This is a genomic window from Bacteroides sp. QWL-09 (genome assembly GCF_058683585.1).
Genome location: NZ_CM178748.1, coordinates 2,553,431 through 2,575,537, shown reverse-complemented (window position 1 = coordinate 2,575,537; position 22,107 = coordinate 2,553,431). Strand labels below are relative to the sequence as shown.

The window sequence follows — 22,107 nt, the reverse complement described above, 5'->3', positions numbered from 1 at the left end:
TGACTAAGGTACCGGATCATAACCTGATCCTCCCCATGGATGGCATCTGAGGATTCTTCGGATGGTGAGATAAAGTCCTTTGAAGGGACCATGCTTTTTTAGGGCTTCTACGGCATAAGCCGAACAGGTTGGCGTAAATCGGCAAGAAGGAGGTAAAGCTGGAGATATAGCCATTCTGTAGATGTAAATGGGCACAAGCAGAATATAAGATAGAAGCTGCTTTAATGCTTTCCAGCCCAGAATGATATAGTTCTTCATGCGGTTCATTCCATCTTCTCTTTAATGCGGGTTAATGCCATCTTTACTTTTTCCTCTAGTATATCGCTTTTTGTTAGATCGTTCGATAAGTAGATAAAAGCAATGGCTAAGTGTTCCGATTTTGTTTGGAGTAGGTCGGTTAAATCGTGTTTGTTCTTGCGGTAGGCTTCCCGTATCTGTCGTTTGACTCGATTACGCTTTACCGCTCGTTTGAAGTGTCGTTTTGATACGCTAATGAGAATGGATGCAGGGGCATCGTTTGCGCTAATTGGCATATATACTATGCGTAACGGAAAGATGGAAAACGATTTGGATTGTCCGTTTTCAAACATCTTTCCGATAATAAGTTTTTTATTCAGCCTTTCGGCTTTACACAAAGTGTTATGCACCTTTATTTGTTATTTTCCTTTATAAATAGTTCCAATGCAGCTGTCATTGAAGGCGCTTTTACCGTTGGAGCTTCTAGGTCCAATCGGAATCCGGCATCGCGAACAGCTTGTGCGGTAGTTGAACCAAATGTGCCTATTCTGATGTCTTGTTGATCAAAATTAGGGAAATTCTTTAATAATGATTGCACACCTGAAGGGCTAAAAAACAATAACATATCATAATCAAAAGCTTCATCGGCAGCAAAGTCGTTGCTGACTGTCCGATACATAACCGCTTCAGTGTGTTGAATGTTGTTTTTATCTAATAGATTCTTAATATCATCATTATGTACATCAGACATTGGAATGATATATTTTTCATTCTTATGTTTGGTGATAGATGGCACTAAATCTTCTATTTTTCCTGTTCCACCAAAGAATATTTTCCGTTTACGATATTGCACATATTTCTGTATATAGTGGGCTACAGCCTCTGTGATGCAGAAATATTTCATCGTTTCAGGGATTGTTACACGTAATTCTGTGCACAAATGGAAGAAATGATCAATAGCATGGCGTGAAGTAAATATCACGGCTGTATGATCCAGAATAGATATTTTCTGCTGCCTAAACTCCTTCGCAGAAAGGCTTTCGACCTTTATAAACGGGCGGAAATCTATTTTTACGCCATACTTTGTGGCAATATCGTAATAGGGAGATTTCTCAGAGGCAGGCTTGGGCTGCGATACAAGTACTTTCTTTATTTCCAATGTCCTAAAGTTTTATTAGCAATATTTTGTTGATTTGAAATAAACCTTGATATAGTAATAAACAAGGTACTATTTCAAGGGCACAAAAATACAAAATTAAAAAGAAAAGACCATGAGTTTGTCTGAAAAAAAACCTAAACCATTTGTAAAGCATCAATATTTTTGTCGATAGGATCAAAAACAAAGAAAATATAATGCATTGAAACGTGCTTAAATTTAAATAAATCAAAAGTAAAGAGAGCAAAAATAATAGAAAACCTAAGTAATAAATGAGGGTAAAATAGGATTCTAGGTAACTTCTTACCACTGTTTTGTTGAAAAAAATCCATCCAATAAAATGATACATTAACCACTTTATGAGAATATATCCTAAGCAAACGCCAATATAGGTCAATAGAATGGTTTGCGGTGGGGAATAGTCGATTAATTGTGGTGAGGTTTTTAGAAAGAAGTAGAAAAAGACGACTCCTGCCAATATGGAGGTTTGAACCGTTAAGGCAATGGAAAAACGAATGTCACTTATAGTTGAGGTATTGAAAATGCTACTTCGTTCCCTATGGTAAAAGAAATCTTTGATTCGTTGCGATAAAAACTTTTTCTCCTTTGATAAGATATACGAGGTGATCAAGAAACAAAGTAATAAGATCACTCCTATTGCATTGTCCTTTTCTAACGAATAGGGCCTGGCTACTCCATCCACTTCATGAGAGTTGGCCTGTGAAGTGTGAAGCGCAGAAAAGTCAATTTCTCCTTTAGGAGCGTAATGCTCTTTATAAAATAGGGGTAATATGGTGCTTTTTTCTGTGGTCATATAGCAGCAAACTTGCGAATAGAGGCATCCCAAATTGGAGTAGAGTGAATTAATGAAATCGCTTCTTCAGGGGTTTGGGCAACTTGCCATATTTTAGCATGCTGAGGGCGCATAAAGTTCTCTTCAATGGCTTTTTCAAGCATCTCTAGTAAAGAGTCGAAAAAGTGATTCGTGTTTAGGATGATAATGGGGTTGAAATATAATCCAAGTTGTTTCCAAGTGATGATTTCCAATAACTCTTCTAGGGTGCCACATCCTCCCGGTAGGGCTATGACAGCATCGCTTAAATCGGCCATTAGTTGTTTGCGTTCATGCATCGAATCTACTGTGATCAACTTGGTTAATCCTGAGTGATGCCAATTTTGTTCGATCATGAAGTGTGGGATGACCCCTGTGACTTCACCGCCATTGGCTAGTACTGCATCGGCTATGGATTGCATCAAACCGATTTTCCCTGCTCCATTAATGAGCCGAATGTGATGTTCGGCTAATAAGCCACCTAAAGTTTGTGCGGCTTCAAAATAAATGGGAGCTATTTGGGTGCTTGATGCGCTATAGACGCATACAGAATTGATTTGATTCATTGCTTTTTGACGTTTATCCATTATTGGTGTGCAAAATTACAAAAATAAACCTTTTGCCTATGGATAAATAGGGCTTTTTACTTTTTTAAGACGTGATTTAAATATTCTGCAAATAATCGGTCAGATCTTCTTCTGACGATAAGTTCAATGCTTTACGTAGCCGATATCGGTTCATATTGACTGTTTTAGGGATGGTACCTGTCAACATGGAGATGTCTTTCGTCGATAAATTGGCTCTTAATAGGGTGGCGAGATGCTTTTCTCCTTGTGTCAGATTGGGATGAAGCTCGGATAGCCGTTGTAAGAAGGCTTGATTTTTCTCCTCCACATTGAGCAGAAAGGTGCTGTTGGTCTTATCGTTGCTCTGGCACTGTCCGATAAATGCATTGATCTTTTTAAGATGCAAGACGAGATCTTGTTCTTTCATCTTGTACCCTTGTTTGATCATTTCTCTGATTTTTTCGAGGAGATCATTGCGGCTCTGTAAGAAAATGGCGAAACTTACTGCTTCTTGCCGACTGTCGCTCAGTGCGTTTTGAGTGGCTTTTAGTTCGAGTTCTTGCTGTCGAACTTTTAACTCTACAAGTTTATGCTCCGATTGTTCCAATTGATATTGGGCACTCATCAATTGCATGTTCTTTTTGCGTTTGTACCATTGACTGAAAAGGGCTATAAATACAATGAGCGATAGGAGTATGATAAGAGTTAATATGAAGTTACGTTTAAACAGTTCGGCTCGATAGGCTTGCTCTTTCGATTCCGTTATTCGTTGTTGCTCACGAATTTTCTTGTAAGAGATCTCTTGTTCAATGTTACGTAGTTTACTTCCGTTTTGTAGATCTTTACTCAGAGTGTACAACTGTTGTAAGCAGTGATAAGCCTCTTTATGTCGTCCTAAAGCAGCATAGACCCAGGACGAATATTCATAGTTGTCGCAGATAAGCTCTTTAGCTCCAATTTGAGTTGCGATCTCGTAAGCCGTTTTTAAGGCGTTTAGGGCATTCTGGTAGTGTTTGGCATAATAGGACTGTTTAGCCATATTATTATAATTCTCTGCCAAGGACCAATTTGATTTTAAGTTTTTATTGATGATAATCGCTTCATTGATATAGCCTAGTTTCTCTTCACTGTTTCCTTCATATAGGCATAGATTGTTAAGATTGGCGGCTACTTTTTTTAAATTTTTGAGCGACCGGTTAATTTTAAGTGCTTGTTGGAAGAATTGCTCGGCCGTGTTAAACTCATTCAGATAGCAATGAATGATCCCTCTATCATTGAGACAGATGGCTAATGCAGCGGAATCACCTGAAGCTTTAAAAATGGAAGTGCCTTTCTCGTTTAATTCAATAGCTTTATTATAATCGGTCAGGCTACAATAGAGCATACTCATAAGGCTGTACAGTTCACCTCTGAGCATTTTGTTGTCTGGGGTGATGTATTTTAAAGCATCGAAGGCGATGTTGATGCTTAAGTCGAAGTTGCCAAGCAGTTTTTCGGACTGGCTATAGGCCAACATTGCTCTTGCTTTTAGATCGTTTGGTTGTTCCTCCGGAAAAAGTTCAATGGCTTTTGACGCATAAAACGAGGCTTGTTTGGGATGACTATAAAGTAAGTCGAACGACTTATCGATATACTCTTGTGCTTCTTTTTCTTTGTTTTGGGCGACAACCGTTGAACTTGAAAACAGGCCGTTTAAAATAAAGAATATGAATAGGAGGTTTTTCATAGGTTTACTTCTTTACCTGCAAAAATAGCATTTTTTTTTCATAAGTCTGTTATGATGTTCTCGGGAACCATCATCGGCTTTCTGATTGGTTGCATGAATAAAGGCATTGCAAAACGCAATGCCTTTATTTCCGAACAGATGTTAATTGTTTTTTAGTTGTTTCCCGTAGTCCTGATAAAGCATCAAGAGGTGTGACGAGCTCCAGCTAAAGTGTGGAGCTTTGAGCCGTTCGCCGGTATGAGTACCATAGTTTTCGTGAATGGGGGCACCATTTTTTAGCCCTTGAAGTCGGTCAAAAACTTGTAAGGTGTACTGGTCAGCTAAGTCATGATAGCCATAATTCCTCAATCCTCGGATGGCGAAATAAGTTTGGTCGAGCCAGATTGGTCCTCTCCAATATCCCTTTGGATTATATTTAGGATTATTTGCTGCTATGGTAGGGAACGGAATATAAGTTGAAAAGGTCGTACTGTCGGTCAGCAATGGCAACATCTGTTTCACTTGCTCAGGGCTAGCTATTTGTGTCCATAACGGAGTATAGGCTTCACATCCGGGTTCTTCTATGAAATGACCGTTTGAAAGTTTCCGGTCGAAAAAGAAGCCTTTCTGACGATCAAAGAAATAGTTCGCAACTTGTTCTCTATGATCCGGTCCATCGAATGGAACGTTTAAAAGTTTGGCGAACTTTTTTAATAACGTACATTCTAAAGCGAGATAAGCATTCAAATCTACACTCTCTTGATCCATGCTCCAAGCATCGTTGAATCCTTCGTTCTTTAACATTTTTGTGTCATCAAACCGAATGGCATTGTCCATACCGCTTTCCCATGCTGCCGCTTCCAATGTGCCATCGGTCGAACCATATTCGCAGATTCCATTGCGGTTATGATCGCGCTTAACATACCACCAACGGTAATAAGCCATGAGCTGTGGATACATCTCACTGACGAAAGCGGTATCGTTGGTATGTTCGAATATTTCGTTTACAGCCCATGATACGAGGGGAGGTTTACTGTCTCTGGCATTATTCTCTGCCGGGTCAGTGTAGATGCAATCGATAATCATGCCGTCCGGCTGTTGATAATCGAACATCGCCCGAATATTATCTTTAGCAAGTTCTGGATCAAAAAGTGCAAGGGCTGCTGAGAACCGCCAGCTATCCCAAGCCCAAAAACCAACAAAATAACCTACGGCATGACTGGGAACAACACCGGCATGAAGTAACCCTCCACGATGAGTTCGCCAATTGCTGATAAGCGTCACAATGGCTTTTACGGCAATTCGATCATATTCGGGTTTCATGTCTTGTCGCAACGCTTTGTTGAGATAGGTCTCCCAGCGCTGAGCATTCGCGTCAAGCGCCTCTTGCGGCCGATTGAGTAGGCTCAATGTTCTTTGTTGTCCCGCTAATAACTCTTTCTCCGAAGTGAAAAATGATAGGGCAACGGTGACTTCTTTGTGTTTAGGTGTACAAATGGCCTGATAATTATTTCCTTGTTGGGTGATTGTGGCATCCGGGCTGAAAGTTAGCATGACAATCTCTCCCGAGGGATGACGCGCGATAACCATATTTTGTTCTACAGAAAGGCGGATCGTTTCCACCCATTTTTCTCCGTGAAAACTCAATGGCTCATTATGGTCCGATCTAACAGATAATAGAGTGGTGGAAGCATCTATAAAATGAAGACGTTGAATGAGTTTTCCTTCTTTAGAGTGAGACGATAGAAAAAGTTCTCCGGGGAAATAGGCTGTGGAGTCGGGGGTGAACGTGCTTTGTGGGTGATTAGCGTAACCAACCACTGTAGCCGACTGAGCCATCCACTCCCGACGTTTCATATCGAGACTGAACGGACCACAAAACCCATTTATCCAGTGCTGTGTCTCGGGTAGAGTAAATCCCATCCACGATCCGGCATCTGTAAACCACCCAGAGCATCGATGTGTAGAATCGGGAGTATAGGAGACCTCTAATATGCGGGCAAACTGGTATCTTTTTTGCGAGAGAAAAGGTTCCTCTTTAGGTTTACAAGCACTTAAAGTAATTATAAAAATGCTTAAGAAAGAAAGGATTCCAATAATTTGTTTCATAGTCTATCTGTTTTAGTCAAACCAATGTTGATGTGATTGTTTCGCAGGATCATCTTTGCTACTGAGGGGAAGAATCATGAAGCTGTATTGACTCTTTTGCGGAGTAATTGTGTATTCGGGATGAACCTGAGCTCCCCAAGTGTTATCTCCTCCGACTCCCATAAGTTGATGATCGATGTTGAGCCAGATCATCTCTTTAGGTGCGATACTTCCTCCGTGGCGACGTTCACTGTTGAATGGGATATAATCAATATCTTCTTGTGGAAAATTCCAAGCACTGATATTGAGCGGCTGTTCTCCTTTGACCATTAAGCCATCGCCCGAAGCATCACGTAGGGTGACCCAACGCACATCACATTTATTTCCGCTCTCTTGAGCCCGTACATAAGGATGAAATTGCTCCCATACGGTCGACTGATAGAGTCCGATGAGTGCACTTGATTTTCGATCGGCATAATTCTCATGCGGTCCTCTTCCCAACCAACTCATCTGGTTGTAGGTCTCATTCAGAATCAGACGTAATCCTAAACGTGGCAGTTCGGGTAATGCTTTTTTCCCTGGTGTAAAAGTGAAGTTGACTTTTATTGCTCCGTTTGAGGCCAAGCGATAAACGATCTGAAGATCACAATCTTGTTCTTCTAATCGATAATTGGTGGTGACAATGGCCTGTTGATGATTAGCGGTTTCTTCGACAGTGATCTGTTTTAGTTTAGCCTTCTCTCCGGCCTGCTTCCATGTGGCGCATCGTTTCAGATGTCCGTTGGGAACGTCGTTATCCGTTAGCGGACGCCAAAAGTTTGGTCTTAACCCTTCTTTAATCATCGGTTTACGGTTGTAAACCAATTTGGTCATTTCTCCCGTAGCCATTGAGAAAGAGGTCTCGAAGGTTTCATTGCTAATGGTTACGATTTCCGGAGAACGATCGAGTCTGAGGCTCTTTTCTAGCGCTTCAATGTGCTGTGTGGTTGATTGGGTCGGTAATAACCACTGTTCAACTGCCACAATGTGGCCTTGTGGTACGAGAGGACTCTCTTTTCGGGTTATGGCTTCCAAGGTTAGGAAATACTCCCGACCATCGTTGGGACAAGGCTGAAAAGGAAGATCCATGCATCCTGAGGTACGAGCTTCTATAGTAGGGAAAGGCTGTTGACCTTCTTGCACCACCTGCCCGTCGACTTCTATTCTCCAACGAAGATCATAATCGTTTAAGGCGATAAAGTCGTGTCGGTTGGTCACCTTAATCCGGTTAGTTGTCAGCGGAAGTGCAGTGAATTGTAGAGGTTGATAAACCTTTTTGACTTCCCAGATATGCGGGTGAAGAGAACGATCGGCGGCTACCAATCCATTCGCACAGAAGTTGGAATCGTTTGGAATGCCGACAAATCCCATGTCGCCGCCATACGCCCAAATGTCACGTCCTTTTTTATCTTTTTTTCTAAAAGTTTGGTCGACCCAGTCCCAGATAAATCCTCCTTGGAGTTGGTCGTATTTGTAGATCAGTTCCCAATAGTCGGCGAGATTACCCACACTGTTCCCCATCGCATGCGCATATTCACATAAGATGAGTGGACGAGCTTCACGTTGATTGACATGTCGGCGCAGCATCCATACTCGAGCATACATTGGACAGTAGATGTCGGATAACCCTTCGTAACCACCGCCTTCATACTGTACGGGACGGGTTGGATCCATGGCTTTGGTCCAGTGATACAAGGTCTCAAAATGTTTTCCGTAACCCGATTCATTGCCTAACGACCAAGTGACGATTGCTGTGATGTTGCGGTCGCGCATCACCATGCGACTCATGCGCTGCATAAACGGAATCTCCCAGTCGGGATGATTGGCCAAGGTTCCGTCGGGATGAGCTTGCATACCGTGGCTTTCAATGTTGGCCTCATCAACAAGATACAACCCGTATTCGTTGCATAAGGCATACCATTCATAACGGTTAGGGTAGTGGCAGGTACGTACTGCGTTAATGTTGAACTGCTTCATCAAACGGATATCTTTCACCATGCTTTCTACCGTGATCGTACGACCGTTTTTAGGGTCATGTTCGTGGCGGTTAACTCCCTTGAATAGAACCGGAACGCCGTTGATGAGTTGCATGCCGTTCTTCATTTCTACGGTACGGAAGCCGAAAGGTTGAGTGAATGATTCCAATGGGTTTCCTTTAGCATCGAATGTATTGATGACTAAAGTGTATAGATAAGGCGATTCTGCGCTCCAAGGGTGAACCTTAGGATAGACGTGCTCTTGGGTGAAGATGGAGTCTGTAAGATCTTTAATCACTTTCTCTTGATACTCGATAACGGTCGCCCCATCCATGAGTTTCGTTTCTATCCGATAACCCAATTGGGCATGGTTGGTCTTCACCTGAAGTTGAAACTTCCCGTGTTGATAATTCTCTATCAGATCGGCGGTGAGCTTAAAGTCTTTTACCCGAAAATTTGGGCGTGCATAAAGGTAAACACTACGTTCTATCCCGCTATATTTCCAATAGTCTTGATCTTCCAAATAGGAACCGTCACTATATCTAAAGACTTTGACAGCCAACTTATTATTTCCTTTTTTCAAGAGCGAGTTGATCTTGAAATGAGCCGGTAGACGACTATCCTCGCTGTAACCGGCCAGCTGACCATTTACCCAAACATAAAAAGCCGATTCGACGCCTTCGAAATCGAGAAAGATGTCCATGTCTTTCCACTCGTTGGGAATGGTGAATGTCCGGATATATGCCCCAACAGGATTGTAATCGGTGGGAACATGAGGAGGGTTGGCCGGAAACGGGTAAGCCACATCGGTATAGATGGGGGCATCAAAACCTTGTAATTCCCAGCTACCGGGTACTTGAATTTCTTTCCATCCTTTGGGATGATACTCTTTGAGGTGAAAGGTTGGTGGACACTCCTTCGGAGTCTTCGAATAAAGGAACAACCATTTTCCGTCTAGAGAACGTCGACGCTCGGTTTGGGGGTTTACCTCAAATCGTTGCTCAGGAGATCGGCGTTGTTGGTCTAAAGCTCCTTGTTCGGTCTTGAACGGGATGAAGTGGGCGTGTGCTGCTTCGCGATTGATTTCGTTGACACGTGCATTTTGCCATGGTTCGTTGTCTGCAAAAACCATGGATAGAGGTGCTAAGAGTAATAATATGGAATGAAAAAGCGATTTCATAGATAAACAGTTTAAATAGAACAGAATAGGGTGACTAGGAAGGGGACACTAAAGTCCACAACAAACCCATGGAAGATAGAGACCACCACGTAGTTTTGTCCGCTGTATTGTGTAATAATAGGCAAGGTGGTATCCATTGTAGTTGCTCCCCCTGCCGATATTGGAGCCAGTTTACTGAAATAACGAACTAAAAGAGGAGCCAACAATAAGGTGATGATTTCCCTCATAATGTTCGATAATAGAGCAATGGTTCCGAGTTCAGCTCCTTTATATTCGGTGATAAAGATGCTTGATAAGGAGTAATATCCGAAGCCGGAACCCACAGCCATACAATCGGCCATTGAACGGTGCGATAGCATGAGACTAACGACTGCACATCCGGACAGCGTACCTAAAATGGTCATGACCGGTAGAAAAAGCAATCGGGGATTCAGTGAACGGAAGTTTCGTAAGGTCTGCGGATCATTACCAATGCTTATTCCTACACAAAACATCAGTCCGCAAAGCGCGTAAAAGCTGAGTTTGCTGTCACTCAAATCGTATGGGATCAGTTGGAAGACCCCACAAAGTGTTCCGATGATAAAGAACGATACAATAAGTAGACTTCCTTTCATGCGCCTTGTTTTTTATGGATGATTTGCCACAGGATACGTGCTGCAATGACACTGCCTAATACTGCTGCTACGGTGATGACGAGAGCCTCTAGTCCGATGTTGTATAACCCATTGATAATTTTAGGATTACCTCCGACATCAATGCCTAGTAAGAAAAGAAGCAACCAGATGAGCAGGGTAATGGTTTTGTGTATCCAGGTCAGTTTACGCTGACGCAACAAATAGCCGACGAGAATGCCGCCGAACATTAATCCGATGATGATGAGCATAAGCAATGGTTTTCCGCAAATATACATATTAAATAAAACAAGGCGGAGTTGCGATGAGGCAAAACCGCCTTGTGATCATTTATAAAGAGAGAATCAGCCTATTGAAGCGCTTCGTTTGCATTAATCTCAACGAGTGGAACAGGATAGAATGCGTTTTTCTCATCGCTGTAGTTACCACGACCGGCTGCAGTTAATGCGGTTTTGAGTTTGCCCCAACGGCGCAAATCGTACCATCTCCAGTTTTCGAGCGGGAACTCGATCATGCGCTCGTGCTCAATCTGCAAGCGAACTTGTTCTTGAGTTGTGCCACTCATAGCCGGCATGTCACCGTGCACGCTACGGATCTGGTTGATTAATGGGATGGCCTGATCAGGGTGACCTTGCTCGTTAAGGGCTTCTGCCTTCATCAGTAAGACATTGGCATAACGCATCAATGGAATATTGATGGCACAATAGTTATTACCCAATCCCTCTAAATCGCTTGGCATAAACTTACGGAAAGCCGGGCGGTCGTATGCTCCGTCTTTGTTCTTGAACCAATCATCGTAGTTTTTGCCATAAACCTTTCCAGTGCCATCGTTAAAGTAAGGACATTGGAAGAAGATACTACCATAAAATCGAGAGTCATAACGGCCTTCTGTTGAAGTTTCGCCCTCTTTCTTAAACTCATTGACTAAGAAGGTACTTGGTAAAATTTCATCCCATCCCCATAGTTCGCCGACTCCGATCCAACGATGAAGTTGTGTGCGATAATTAGCGCCGTTGGCCGTATTCATAGACGTCTGAAGTTCGAAAACAGACTCTTTCGAGTTTTTGTTACTGCCATCGAAGAGACTAGCATAGTTTTTAACGAGTTCATATCCGGTGACCTTATTAAGGGCATCTAAAGCTGCAGTCAAGTATTCATTTTTCTTCGTTGGTTCTTCGTAAGCTCTAGTAAGATAAGCAAATCCGAGGTAAGCATTTGCTGCTCCACTAGTAGCACGACCGATATTATCCGCATCGTGTGTAGCCGGTAGGGCAGTTGCCTTTTTCAGATCTTCGATAATGAAATCCCAAGTTTCAGGGCGTGAAGAGAGTGTTTTGCTTAAGTCGGCCTGACTCGTAATATACTTGTCGCGAATGATGATTTCTTTCCAGTTCAACAACAGTTTTAGGTGATAATAAGCCCGTAGGAAGTGAGCTTCGTTCACAATCTGTGTACGAGTGGTCGGGTTGATCTTCTCATCCGGAATGCCTGCTGCCTTTTCAATGACCTGATTGGCAAAGCTGGCTCCTTTATAGTTGTTGGTCCAATAGCTACTGAATTGCGAGTTTCCGTTGGTATAACTATAATTATATAATTCCACCCAATTGGAGTAGTTGCGAGCATCATCACCCATCTCGATGATATCTTCACGATAGGCTTCCACCGGCCATTTTACTTCTGCAAACTCCCAAGTGTCAATGTAGTATTCGAGTTGTGAGTAAGCAGCTGATAGACCGGCTTCCGCGTCCGCTTGGTTGCGCCAGAAACTGTTTGAGGTGAGTTGATCGGGCGATTCCACCGTGAGGAAGTCTTCGCAAGAGCTGGTGCCTAATGCAACGGCACACAAGCTAGCGATATAGAGGTATGTTTTTAATTTCATAATCATTTAATTTTTTAGCTGGTTAGAAAGTTAATTGGGCACCGATGGTGAACGAACGTGTAAATGGATAAATGAGTTTGTCAATACCCGTGTTCAGTACACTTGAACGTGAGAACTCAGGATCTACGCCGTCATATCCGGTCATGGTGAATAAGTTTTCGCCACTCACGTAGAAACGTAGTTTTTCGATGTATACTTTTTCCATGATATTTTTAGGTAAGGTATAGCCGAGTTGTAGTTGACGCATGCGGATAAAATCCCCTTTTTCTAAGAAACGATCCGATTCTTTGAGGTTACCATTCGGGTCATTGTAGATGGCACGAGGCACATTCGTCGCGCGATTTTTTGGTGTCCAAGCTTGAAGAGATGATTTTAAGAAGTTTGAAGCCGAGTTCATGCCTTCGTAGAAATATTTATTTCCATTGTATAGCTTATGTCCCCAAGCGCTACCCAAGACCATCGTGAAATCAATTCCTTTATAACTAGCACTGAAGTTCAAGTTCGCTTCCAAAGTCGGGATACCCGATCCGGCATAAACCTTATCATCGTCTGTGATGCTACCGTCGCCATTGGTGTCGATAAAACGAATGTCACCGGCATCGGCAAACGGTTGTAGTTCTTCGCCGTTAAGATTTCTATAAGCACGGGCTTCTTCATCAAATTGGAAGATACCGGCTGTTGGGTACAGATAGAATGCACCGATAGGTTTGCCCACGCGTGTTTCTGTTGGGAAGTGTTCGGTGTTAAATTTCAAACCTTCTCCTTTTAGGACCTGACCTTCGTTCGCCAATGAAACCACTCTATTCTTAGTGGTAGTCATGTTGACACCGACGTTATATTCGAAATCCCCTTTTTTATCTGCCCAGTTCAGTTCGAGTTCGAATCCTGAGTTACGGATCTTTCCAACATTAAGAATTGGGTTGCTCAACCCTGCTGATGGAGGTAATACCTTCGTGATGAGCAATTCTTCGGTTTGGTTATAATAGTAGTTCAAGGCACCGGTCAGCTTGTTGCTGAGCAACCCAAAATCTAATCCGATGTTTTTAGTATCTGTGGTTTCCCATTTCAGAGAACGGTTCTCTAGTCCGCGTGCAATACTTCCGGCCCAAGGATTGTCGCCATTACCTTTGACATAACCTTGCCACTTGTTATTATAGGTGCTGATTAACGCTTGGAAGTCGTAATATCCTAAAGCATTCTCATTACCCAAGCGTCCCCAGCTGGCGCGTAACTTTAAGTTAGTCAGCACGTCATTTTTAGGGAAGAATTCTTCTTCGCTGATTCTCCAACCTAAGGCTACAGAAGGGAATGATCCCCAACGGCTATCGGCACCAAATTTTGAAGAACCGTCGTAACGTAAAGTGGCTTGAAGTAGATAGCGGTTCGCATAATTATAGTTGACCCGTCCGAAGAATGAAGCTCGGGTATATTTCCATTTCGATCCGTCTCCGTCGAATGTTCCGCCTGTTCCTGCGCCAATCGTAGAGAAGTTTGGATCGAGAAATCCGCCCGGAATCTCATTTGTGACTAGTTTTCCATCTTCCACTTTGTATACTGTCGTTTTGCCTTCTACGCCAACTGAATTCCAAGTATATCGACGATCGGTAATGGAAGTACCCGCAATGGCATTGACGGTATGTTTACCGAACGATTTGTTGAAACTTAAAACATTGTCCCAAACTTGTTCTTGCCAGTAACCCGTCGTCTCACTATGGTAAGTGTAGTCACGTTTGGCTTTAGTGTCGGCCACATACGGAGGGGTGTGGAAGGTTTGGCGTTGATGTTCGCCAAGGTAGTTATAACTTGTTTTGAAACTTAGCCAGTTGGTAAAATTCATCGTTAAAGCAATATTTGCTGTGGTATGATACGCTTTATTGCTGGACTTCTCATAGTGATTGTCCGCCATGATGTTGCGGTTGTTAGGTAGACCGTCGAAGTTAGTTAAACCGTAACCATACTCTTCTTGATCGTTATAGATCGGAACCAGAGGTGAAATCATATACATCTCTTTGAGGGAGTATTGAGGTTGTTTGCTATCGGTAAACTTGAACGCTAAGTTTGCATCAATGTCGAAGATGTACTTTTTTGCATGTAATTTTAAACGGGCATTGTCTTGTCGGAAGTTGTTGCCAAGGAAGATTCCTTCTTCATCAGCATGGTTGTACGATAATGAATATTGTGCGATGTCGCTACCTCCTCTGACACTCACCATATAGTTTTGAGCGAGTCCTTGACGGAGTACAGCATCTTGCCAATCGGTATCTACGCCCGTTGCATTAGTGATATAAGCCGGTAGGCTGACTTGTTTGGAAGCCCATGAGCCATCACCCTTCGGGTCATAAATGTCTTGATGGTTTTCTACATGTTGATTCCAGTTCTCGTACATCTGCTTATGCATGTCCTTATATTCTTGTGCATTTAAGGTTTCCATTTGTTTGGCTACCGTTGTGAAGTTCAGATAAGTGCTGAAATCGATTTGTGTCTTACCACTTTTTCCATTCTTTGTGGTTACGATAACCACACCATTAGCTGCTACCGAACCATAAATGGCTGCTGCAGCACCGTCTTTCAACACTTCCATTGAAGCGATGTCTTGAGGGTTGACCGTATTGATATCTCCGGGGAAGCCATCAATGATGTAGAGTGGTTCGTTATTGCCGAATGTTTTTACACCACGGATTTTGACTTGTATGCCTGCGCCGGCATTACCTCCCGATTTGGTGATGTTCACACCTGCAATTTTGCCTTGCAAAGCTTCTGCCGGATTGGTTGTGGCCAATTTGGTCAACTCTTCGACGTCGACGGAAGAAATGGCACCGGTCATATCGCTTTTCTTCATGGTACCATAACCGATCACAACGACCTCGTCAAGCGTTTTTGTATCTTCTTTGAGAACAACATTAACTGTTCGGCGACCATTTAATGCGATTTCCTGAGTTTCGTACCCAACGTACGAGATCACGATAGTTGCTTTAGAAGAAACGGATAAAGAGAATTTTCCATTGAAATCGGTAATCACCCCGTTCGTGGTTCCTTTTTCAATGACGCTGGCTCCAATGATTGGTTCCTTGCTGTTGTCGACAACAGAACCAGTTAGTTGGATGTTTTGTGCGAAAGCCTTCCAAGGGCCAATGAAGACAAAGAGTAAAAGAAGTAATAGCACTCTTTGCTTACAGAATGTTGTTTTGCTCATCTGTATACTGTTTAAGGTTAATAATGTGTTTTCCTATCGCAAATCAAAGAAGAATGTAGCGCGGGACCTAATATGGTTGATCTATATTTGTTCTACATTTCTGATTTTTAGAGGATTTGATATCTATAATCTGGTTTTTAGATATTTGATATCCAGTGGTTTATCTTTTTATTGTGATCTACAATTGTGCTTATTGTGATTAATTCCCTCTTCTTATTTCTCTGCTCTGTTACTTACGAACGGACAAAAGTGATTTATCCACTTTCTGATGTCTTAAGACGGTAGAGTGGTGTGAGATTAAAATCGAGAGATAATATTTAAAATAGTTTTATTTATGAGGTGTGCAAATGATAGAAGAATGAGTATAACTATAACTATTGTGATTTTGTAAGCGGAATACCATGTATTTTTATTTAACATTGGACTGGATTCTTCTATCCACATTGCCTGTTTGAGTTTCTACGGACGAAACCGGATTTTCATTAGGCCGACACTAAAATGTCCTCCATGGAAACTTTCAGTTGTACCGTATGGCACAATTTTATTGACTGTGCGATAATTTATTTTCTTGCGGTGAAACTTTTACCCTCTATAGGCTATTCATTTTTCTTTAAGAATCAAGCTAAAAAAAGAACCGCCAAGAGGTTAAAGTCTTGACGGTTTCTATAAAATAAATAGCTGTAAAACTATCTGCTGATTTTAATGGTTTTTAGAGATTAAAAGCGGCTTTGATTTGATCCACATAGTCTAATTTTTCCCAAGTGAACAATTCAACTTCTATCTCCTTATCTCCTTCATAACGTGAAGTAAAGTGCTTCTTAACGGTTTGTGGCTCACGTCCCATGTGACCATAAGCGGCTGTTTCCTGATAGATCGGGTTGCGTAGTTTTAAACGCTCTTCAATCGCTTTTGGACGAAGGTCGAACAACTCGTCAATCTTTTTAGCAATCTCGCCATCGGTCATGTTCACGTGTTTGCGTCCATAGGTGTCGACATAGATATTGATTGGACGGGCTACGCCAATAGCGTATGAAACCTGAACTAACATTTCGTCGGCTACACCTGCAGCAACCATGTTTTTTGCAATGTGACGTACCGCATAAGCTGCACTACGGTCTACCTTGCTAGGGTCTTTACCAGAGAAAGCGCCACCACCATGAGCACCTTTACCACCGTAAGTGTCGACAATGATCTTACGACCGGTTAGACCGGTGTCGCCATGAGGACCGCCAATCACAAACTTTCCGGTTGGGTTGACGTGGTAGATGATTTGGTCATTGAATAGCGCCAATACTTTGTCGTGGTGGATCGAAGCGATCACGCGAGGCATCAAGATCTCAATCACATCTTTACGGATGATTGCCAACATCTTCTCATCAGCCTCCAATTGGGCTTGTTGAGAGTCGTTTGCCGGTTGGATGAAATCGTCGTGCTGTGTAGAGACAACGATCGTATCGATGCGTACCGGGCAACCGTTGTCATCGTATTCGATAGTTACCTGACTTTTAGCATCCGGGCGTAAATAAGTCATCACTTTTCCCTCGCGACGAATCTCTGCCAAAGTGATCAGAATGCGATGCGATAGATCGAGTGATAATGGCATGTAGTTTTCTGTTTCGTTAGTAGCGTAACCGAACATCATGCCTTGGTCGCCTGCGCCTTGATTCATAGGGTCTTCACGTTCTACGCCACGATTGATGTCGGGGCTTTGTTCGTGAATAGCCGAAAGTACACCACAAGAGTTACTTTCGAACATATATTCGCCTTTGGTATAGCCAATCTGACGGATCACATCACGAGCAATCAGTTGGAGATCAACGTATGCTCTTGTTTTCACTTCACCCGCAAGAACTACCTGTCCGGTAGTTACCAATGTTTCGCAAGCTACTTTTGAACTGGGATCGTAAGCCAACAGTTTGTCAAGTACAGCGTCCGAGATTTGATCGGCCACTTTGTCGGGGTGTCCTTCAGACACCGATTCGGATGTAAATAAATATCCCATTGTTGTTGAGATTAGATAATGAATACTAATAAGTTCTGAAACTTAGGAATGGGATGACGTTGTTGGCGCCAAGAGATGAGTAATTTGCTAAATGGATAAGCCCATAATGTGGTTTTAGCATTTTTTTCTGTGGTTGCAAGCTACTCAAATCTGTCCACTCTTAGTTTTCGACTGCAAAAATAATAAATATCAATGGATCGTCACGCTCTTTTAGTGGTGTTTAACACTTCTTTTCAATTTTATTAGGGCTTTCTCTTTGGTTCGGCAGAGCGCCGAATGAGATCGTCGGTCAGCTTTTTCAGGGTTTCTTGCCAGACGGGATGCACCACTTGAGGCGCAATTTCAGCCAAGGGTTCCATCACGAAAAGGCGTTCAGTCATCAGGGGATGGGGGAGTTTGAGTTCTTCCTCGTTTAGGATCAGATCATCGTATAGGAGTAAATCGATATCGATGAGGCGATCGCTATACTTGCCGTCGACCGATTTGTGGAGACGCCCCAGTTGTTTCTCAATGAGCTGAGTTTGTCGGAGGACGTCGTGTGGAGATAAAGAGGTTTCGACACATAAGGCCGCATTCAAAAAAGAATGGGTCGACTCGAACCCCCAAGGAGCGGTCACATAAAAAGCAGATTGGGAAAGTACTTTCCCAATCTGCTGCTCAATTTCGTGTATGGCTTGACCAAGGTTGTTTGCTTTATCTCCCAGGTTGGTTCCTAGGCTTAGATATAGTGTTGACATTGGCTTAATTCTACATTTAATTAGTCGATGATTAACATGGCATCGCCATAGGTGCCGAATCGGTAGCCTTCTTTAAGTGCAATGTCGTAGGCATTCATCACTTGATCGTAACCTCCAAACGCTGCAACAATCATCAGTAGGGTAGAGAGTGGCATGTGGAAGTTGGAGATCATCGCGTTGGCTACTGTAAAGTCGTACGGAGGGAAGATAAACTTATTGGTCCATCCTTCAAACTCTTTCAGATGTCCGTCGGTGCTCACGGTGCTTTCGATGGCTTTCATCACCGTGGTTCCTACGGCACAAACCTTACGGCCGCTATCTTTCGCTGTATTGACCATTTTCACCGCTTTCTCTCCGACATGAACTTGTTCGGAATCAGTCTTATGCTTTGTCAAGTCTTCTACATCAATGTCGCGGAAGTTGCCTAATCCGGCGTGTAGGGTGACGTAAGCAAAATCGACGCCTTTAATTTCCATACGTTTCATCAACTCACGGCTGAAGTGTAAGTTGGCTGTTGGAGCAGTCACTGCACCTTCATTGGCTGCGAATATGGACTGGAAGCGTTCAGCGTCTTCCGGCTCTACCGGGCGGTTAATGATGGTATGAGGTAATGGGGTTTCACCCAACGCATATAGCGCTTTCTTAAACTCCTCGTGAGGGCCGTCGTAAAGAAAACGAAGGGTACGTCCTCGTGAGGTCGTGTTATCGATCACTTCGGCAACCATTGAGTCGTCTTCTCCAAAATAAAGTTTGTTTCCGATACGAATCTTACGAGCCGGATCAACCAAAACATCCCATAAACGGAGTTCTTCGTTGAGTTCACGCAACAAAAAGACTTCGATGCGCGCTCCGGTCTTTTCCTTGTTACCATAAAGGCGGGCAGGGAATACCTTTGTATCGTTGAATATGAAGACATCCTTGTCATCAAAATATTCCAAAATATCTTTAAATACTTTGTGTTCAATCTCACCGGTGCGGCGATGCAACACCATCAAACGCGATTCATCCCGATATTTCGTTGGATGTAATGCGATTCTCTCCTCAGGTAACTTAAATTTGAATTGTGACAGTTTCATATCTATATTCTTATTACGTTAATTATTCTCTTTATCTGTATCTACTTCAATCTCTTGCTTATCGAGCCATTCTTTGAACTGCTCCGGGTCAAGACAATCTTCCAAGCGAACGTCACCTACTCGTGTGCGAATAAGCCCTGTAAGATGGGCCCCGCTCTGTAACGCTTCGCCAATGTCGCGAGCTAATGCGCGGATGTAGGTTCCTTTACTGCAAACCACTCGAATTTTAATCTCCGGCAAGTTACACTCTAGTAATTCGATCTCATCGATGACCAGAAGCTTTGGTTTCAAAACAACCTCTTGCCCTTTGCGCGCTAAATCGTAGGCTCTGGCACCATCGACTTTGCAAGCCGAAAAAGCGGGAGGAATCTGCTCTATGGCTCCGATGAACCGCTTTAACGTTTCTTCTACGAGCTCCTTGGTGATGTGCTCCGTTGGGTAGGTGGCGTCGATCTCATGTTCCAAGTCGAACGATGGGGTGGTTGCTCCTAACTGCACGGTTGCAATATATTCTTTGGTCTGGTATTGAAACTCTTCGATGCGTTTAGTGGCTTTTCCTGTGCAAACAATCATCACTCCTGTAGCCAACGGATCGAGCGTGCCGGCATGTCCGACTTTTAGTTTTTTCTCATTAATCTTGCGGCTCATGAGATAACGCACGCTGCCGACAAGTTTGAAAGAGGTCCACCCTAGGGGTTTATTAAAGTAAAGTACTTCTCCTTTTTTAAAATTCATTGATTAAATTTCCAAGTTATGGCCCAACATCAACAGTACTAAAATAACTCCTCCTACAATGATTCGATACCAACCAAATGCTTTAAAGCCGTATTTAGTAACAAATTTGATGAAGAATTTGATCGCTAGCAAGGCCACAATAAATGCAACGACATTACCAATGATCAGTGTGGATAAGTTATTTTGTATGAGATCTGTGCCTCCGTCTAAAATAAGTTTTAATAATTTGTATGCCGTTGCCGCAAACATGGTTGGCACGGCTAGAAAGAAGGAGAACTCCGCTGCTTCTTTACGGGTCATCTTTTGAGCCATACCTCCGACGATGGTGGCCATCGATCGTGATACCCCTGGAATCATCGCAATACACTGGAATAAACCAATGTTGAAGGCCTTTTTCTCGGTTAGCTCTAACCCTTCCTTTCCGGATTTAAAGAGTTGGTCGCAGAAGAGCATAAAGACTCCTCCGACAACAAGCATAATAGCCACCACAAGTACGCTCTCGAGCATTTCGTCTATCTTATCGCTAAATAAGAAGCCAAAGAAGGCAGCCGGAATAAAACCAACAAAGAGTTTCCAGTAGAAATCGTATTTCATCAAGGTGCGTTTGGTTAGAATCGCCAAACGACTGAATCCTTTTTTCCCTGCGATGGCTTCTGAATCGAAGATCTTAACCGGTTTAAGTTGGAAGAATCGCTTCTTGTATAGCCAAACAACGGATAGGATGGCACCGAACTGAATGATCACGGTAAAGGCTTTGACAAATTCGGTACTTTCGACACCAAGAATGGTTTGAGCGATGATCATATGTCCGGTTGATGATACCGGTAAAAATTCGGTCAGCCCTTCAACAATAGCAATGATAATGGTCTCTATTAGGGTCAAGTCGCTCATTCTTTATTCGATTTTGGTTGACGCAAAACGGCGTATATCATGAATAAGAACCCAAATAGACAAACTACCGGAGCCACTTTTATGCGTCGCACACTGAAGATATCGGGCTCAAAAGCCGTGATGGACGAGGAAGGACCGGTCATCAATAGGAAGCCGATAAGAACAATAACCATCCCTATGCCTAGAAGGATGAAGTTCTTTTTATCGAAAGCGAATTTTTGTTTGTTTTCAGACATAATTGACTAATATTTTTTTGTTAATGAGGTATCTGGCTTAGATATAATATAATGAACTTGCTTTCATACGCAAATATTTGTTGAGAGAAAGATAAGCGCAGAGCCAAGTAATCAAGATGCCAAAGGCTAAAACGCTAGAACAAACCACAAACATCACATTGAGAGTGATGACGTTTTGTAGGTCGGTTTCATAAGTTAGTAGCCAATAAGCAACGCCCGAAAGGATGCTGTCGGCTAAGATGCCCGCTAACACGCCGCTCCAGATATGCTTTCTAAGAAACGGTCGGCGAATAAATCCCCAACTGGCTCCAACCAATTTCATCGTGTGTATTAAGAATCGTTTGGAATAGATGGCCAAACGAATGGTGTTGTTGATGAGTGCAAAGGAGATGAAAGCCAGTATACCCGCCAATCCTAGTAATAAGAGGCTGATGTTACGAATATTTTCGTTGACGGCATCAATCAACTCTTTCCGGTAGAGAACGTCTTGAATATTACTGTTTTTACGAATGACTTTCTCTATTTTTGCGATGCTGTCCGAGTTTGCATAATCGGAGTTGAGCTTGATTTCAAGTGAAGCGGTGAACGGATTGTACCCTAAAAATTCCTGGGGATCTGTTCCCATGGCTTCTGTTTGTTCTTTTAAAGCTTGTTTCTTGGAGATGTACTCCGATGATTTCACAAAAGCTTCTTTGTTGAGTTTCTTTTGGAAACTTAAAATTTCCGCCTCTTTCATATCATCGCTGATTAATACGGAGAAGCTAATATTTTCACGCACATAGACGGAAAGATTATGAGCCGTGAGCACAAAAAAGACGACTAACCCCAAGAGTAAGAGTACTAAGGTCGTACTGATGCTTGAGGTGATAAATTGCATATCTAAAAGTTTCTTTTTGCTTTTGCTTCTTGTTTTCATAACGCTTTGCTTCCTATTATAAACGATTGTG

19 protein-coding genes are annotated in these 22,107 nt (G+C 42.7%); all 19 read right to left on the bottom strand.

Going from position 1 to position 22,107, the window contains the following annotated elements; translation table 11 throughout:
• Nucleotides 1-3: 3 nt before the first annotated feature.
• The 19 genes from yidD to AC4PG5_RS10150 all read right to left on the bottom strand — a co-directional run bounded on the left by yidD (nt 4) and on the right by AC4PG5_RS10150 (nt 22,076).
• A complete protein-coding gene (yidD, locus tag AC4PG5_RS10240; RefSeq protein WP_492030741.1) occupies nt 4-258 on the bottom strand; it encodes a membrane protein insertion efficiency factor YidD in 255 nt (84 codons plus the stop codon).
• Nucleotides 259-263: 5 nt separating this feature from the next.
• Nucleotides 264-647 (bottom strand): ribonuclease P protein component, encoded by a 384-nt coding sequence (rnpA, locus tag AC4PG5_RS10235; RefSeq protein ID WP_492028790.1) that lies wholly within the window; start codon nt 645-647, stop codon nt 264-266.
• 2 nt (nt 648-649) lie between these two features.
• The gene (locus AC4PG5_RS10230; RefSeq protein WP_492028789.1) at nt 650-1,396 is read right to left on the bottom strand and encodes a uroporphyrinogen-III synthase; all 747 of its coding nucleotides are present in this window, start codon (nt 1,394-1,396) and stop codon (nt 650-652) included.
• A gap of 4 nt (nt 1,397-1,400) precedes the next feature.
• Entirely contained in the window at nt 1,401-2,207 is an 807-nt protein-coding gene (locus AC4PG5_RS10225; protein ID WP_492028788.1) for a DUF4271 domain-containing protein, read from the bottom strand.
• Entirely contained in the window at nt 2,204-2,791 is a 588-nt protein-coding gene (locus tag AC4PG5_RS10220; RefSeq protein ID WP_492028787.1) for an LOG family protein, read from the bottom strand. The genes AC4PG5_RS10225 and AC4PG5_RS10220 overlap by 4 nt, the downstream gene beginning before the upstream one ends.
• A gap of 97 nt (nt 2,792-2,888) precedes the next feature.
• On the bottom strand, nt 2,889-4,517 hold the full coding sequence (locus tag AC4PG5_RS10215) for a tetratricopeptide repeat protein (protein WP_492028786.1): 1,629 nt from the start codon (nt 4,515-4,517) through the stop codon (nt 2,889-2,891).
• 141 nt (nt 4,518-4,658) lie between these two features.
• Complete coding sequence (locus tag AC4PG5_RS10210) at nt 4,659-6,605, bottom strand: MGH1-like glycoside hydrolase domain-containing protein (protein ID WP_492028785.1); 1,947 nt, start codon at nt 6,603-6,605, stop codon at nt 4,659-4,661.
• A gap of 12 nt (nt 6,606-6,617) precedes the next feature.
• Nucleotides 6,618-9,779, bottom strand: coding sequence for a beta-galactosidase, LacZ type (gene lacZ / locus AC4PG5_RS10205; protein ID WP_492028784.1), 3,162 nt, complete (start codon nt 9,777-9,779; stop codon nt 6,618-6,620).
• Nucleotides 9,780-9,790: 11 nt separating this feature from the next.
• Nucleotides 9,791-10,393: a LysO family transporter gene (locus tag AC4PG5_RS10200; RefSeq protein ID WP_492028783.1), complete on the bottom strand. Its 603-nt coding sequence runs from the start codon at nt 10,391-10,393 to the stop codon at nt 9,791-9,793.
• On the bottom strand, nt 10,390-10,662 hold the full coding sequence (locus AC4PG5_RS10195) for a LysO family transporter (protein ID WP_492030740.1): 273 nt from the start codon (nt 10,660-10,662) through the stop codon (nt 10,390-10,392). Before AC4PG5_RS10195 ends, AC4PG5_RS10200 begins: the two co-directional genes overlap by 4 nt.
• A gap of 98 nt (nt 10,663-10,760) precedes the next feature.
• A complete protein-coding gene (locus AC4PG5_RS10190; RefSeq protein WP_492028782.1) occupies nt 10,761-12,290 on the bottom strand; it encodes a RagB/SusD family nutrient uptake outer membrane protein in 1,530 nt (509 codons plus the stop codon).
• 22 nt (nt 12,291-12,312) lie between these two features.
• Nucleotides 12,313-15,483, bottom strand: a complete 3,171-nt coding sequence (locus AC4PG5_RS10185; protein WP_492028781.1) for a SusC/RagA family TonB-linked outer membrane protein — start codon at nt 15,481-15,483, stop codon at nt 12,313-12,315.
• Between the two features lie 709 nt (nt 15,484-16,192).
• Complete coding sequence (gene metK, locus AC4PG5_RS10180) at nt 16,193-17,485, bottom strand: methionine adenosyltransferase (protein ID WP_492028780.1); 1,293 nt, start codon at nt 17,483-17,485, stop codon at nt 16,193-16,195.
• A gap of 242 nt (nt 17,486-17,727) precedes the next feature.
• A complete protein-coding gene (folK, locus tag AC4PG5_RS10175; protein ID WP_492028779.1) occupies nt 17,728-18,222 on the bottom strand; it encodes a 2-amino-4-hydroxy-6-hydroxymethyldihydropteridine diphosphokinase in 495 nt (164 codons plus the stop codon).
• Between the two features lie 20 nt (nt 18,223-18,242).
• Nucleotides 18,243-19,298, bottom strand: a complete 1,056-nt coding sequence (gene queA / locus AC4PG5_RS10170) for a tRNA preQ1(34) S-adenosylmethionine ribosyltransferase-isomerase QueA (protein WP_492028778.1) — start codon at nt 19,296-19,298, stop codon at nt 18,243-18,245.
• Between the two features lie 18 nt (nt 19,299-19,316).
• The gene (gene truB / locus AC4PG5_RS10165; protein ID WP_492028777.1) at nt 19,317-20,033 is read right to left on the bottom strand and encodes a tRNA pseudouridine(55) synthase TruB; all 717 of its coding nucleotides are present in this window, start codon (nt 20,031-20,033) and stop codon (nt 19,317-19,319) included.
• Between the two features lie 3 nt (nt 20,034-20,036).
• Complete coding sequence (locus tag AC4PG5_RS10160) at nt 20,037-20,924, bottom strand: undecaprenyl-diphosphate phosphatase (RefSeq protein WP_492028776.1); 888 nt, start codon at nt 20,922-20,924, stop codon at nt 20,037-20,039.
• Nucleotides 20,921-21,160 (bottom strand): DUF3098 domain-containing protein, encoded by a 240-nt coding sequence (locus AC4PG5_RS10155; RefSeq protein WP_492028775.1) that lies wholly within the window; start codon nt 21,158-21,160, stop codon nt 20,921-20,923. Before AC4PG5_RS10155 ends, AC4PG5_RS10160 begins: the two co-directional genes overlap by 4 nt.
• A 37-nt stretch (nt 21,161-21,197) precedes the next feature.
• Nucleotides 21,198-22,076, bottom strand: coding sequence for a cell division protein FtsX (locus tag AC4PG5_RS10150; protein ID WP_492028774.1), 879 nt, complete (start codon nt 22,074-22,076; stop codon nt 21,198-21,200).
• Nucleotides 22,077-22,107 lie beyond the last annotated feature (31 nt).

What these genes read in the sequence shown, in the direction of transcription:
- AC4PG5_RS10190 (WP_492028782.1), bottom strand. Translation starts at nt 12,290, where the DNA reads ATGAAATTAAAAACATACCTCTATATCGCTAGCTTGTGTGCCGTTGCA.
- AC4PG5_RS10200 (WP_492028783.1), bottom strand. Translation starts at nt 10,393, where the DNA reads ATGAAAGGAAGTCTACTTATTGTATCGTTCTTTATCATCGGAACACTT.
- AC4PG5_RS10220 (WP_492028787.1), bottom strand. Translation starts at nt 2,791, where the DNA reads ATGAATCAAATCAATTCTGTATGCGTCTATAGCGCATCAAGCACCCAA.
- AC4PG5_RS10225 (WP_492028788.1), bottom strand. Translation starts at nt 2,207, where the DNA reads ATGACCACAGAAAAAAGCACCATATTACCCCTATTTTATAAAGAGCAT.
- folK (WP_492028779.1), bottom strand. Translation starts at nt 18,222, where the DNA reads ATGTCAACACTATATCTAAGCCTAGGAACCAACCTGGGAGATAAAGCA.
- truB (WP_492028777.1), bottom strand. Translation starts at nt 20,033, where the DNA reads ATGAATTTTAAAAAAGGAGAAGTACTTTACTTTAATAAACCCCTAGGG.
- metK (WP_492028780.1), bottom strand. Translation starts at nt 17,485, where the DNA reads ATGGGATATTTATTTACATCCGAATCGGTGTCTGAAGGACACCCCGAC.
- queA (WP_492028778.1), bottom strand. Translation starts at nt 19,298, where the DNA reads ATGAAACTGTCACAATTCAAATTTAAGTTACCTGAGGAGAGAATCGCA.
- AC4PG5_RS10210 (WP_492028785.1), bottom strand. Translation starts at nt 6,605, where the DNA reads ATGAAACAAATTATTGGAATCCTTTCTTTCTTAAGCATTTTTATAATT.
- AC4PG5_RS10150 (WP_492028774.1), bottom strand. Translation starts at nt 22,076, where the DNA reads ATGAAAACAAGAAGCAAAAGCAAAAAGAAACTTTTAGATATGCAATTT.
- AC4PG5_RS10155 (WP_492028775.1), bottom strand. Translation starts at nt 21,160, where the DNA reads ATGTCTGAAAACAAACAAAAATTCGCTTTCGATAAAAAGAACTTCATC.
- AC4PG5_RS10160 (WP_492028776.1), bottom strand. Translation starts at nt 20,924, where the DNA reads ATGAGCGACTTGACCCTAATAGAGACCATTATCATTGCTATTGTTGAA.
- lacZ (WP_492028784.1), bottom strand. Translation starts at nt 9,779, where the DNA reads ATGAAATCGCTTTTTCATTCCATATTATTACTCTTAGCACCTCTATCC.
- AC4PG5_RS10195 (WP_492030740.1), bottom strand. Translation starts at nt 10,662, where the DNA reads ATGCTCATCATCATCGGATTAATGTTCGGCGGCATTCTCGTCGGCTAT.
- AC4PG5_RS10215 (WP_492028786.1), bottom strand. Translation starts at nt 4,517, where the DNA reads ATGAAAAACCTCCTATTCATATTCTTTATTTTAAACGGCCTGTTTTCA.
- yidD (WP_492030741.1), bottom strand. Translation starts at nt 258, where the DNA reads ATGAAGAACTATATCATTCTGGGCTGGAAAGCATTAAAGCAGCTTCTA.
- AC4PG5_RS10185 (WP_492028781.1), bottom strand. Translation starts at nt 15,483, where the DNA reads ATGAGCAAAACAACATTCTGTAAGCAAAGAGTGCTATTACTTCTTTTA.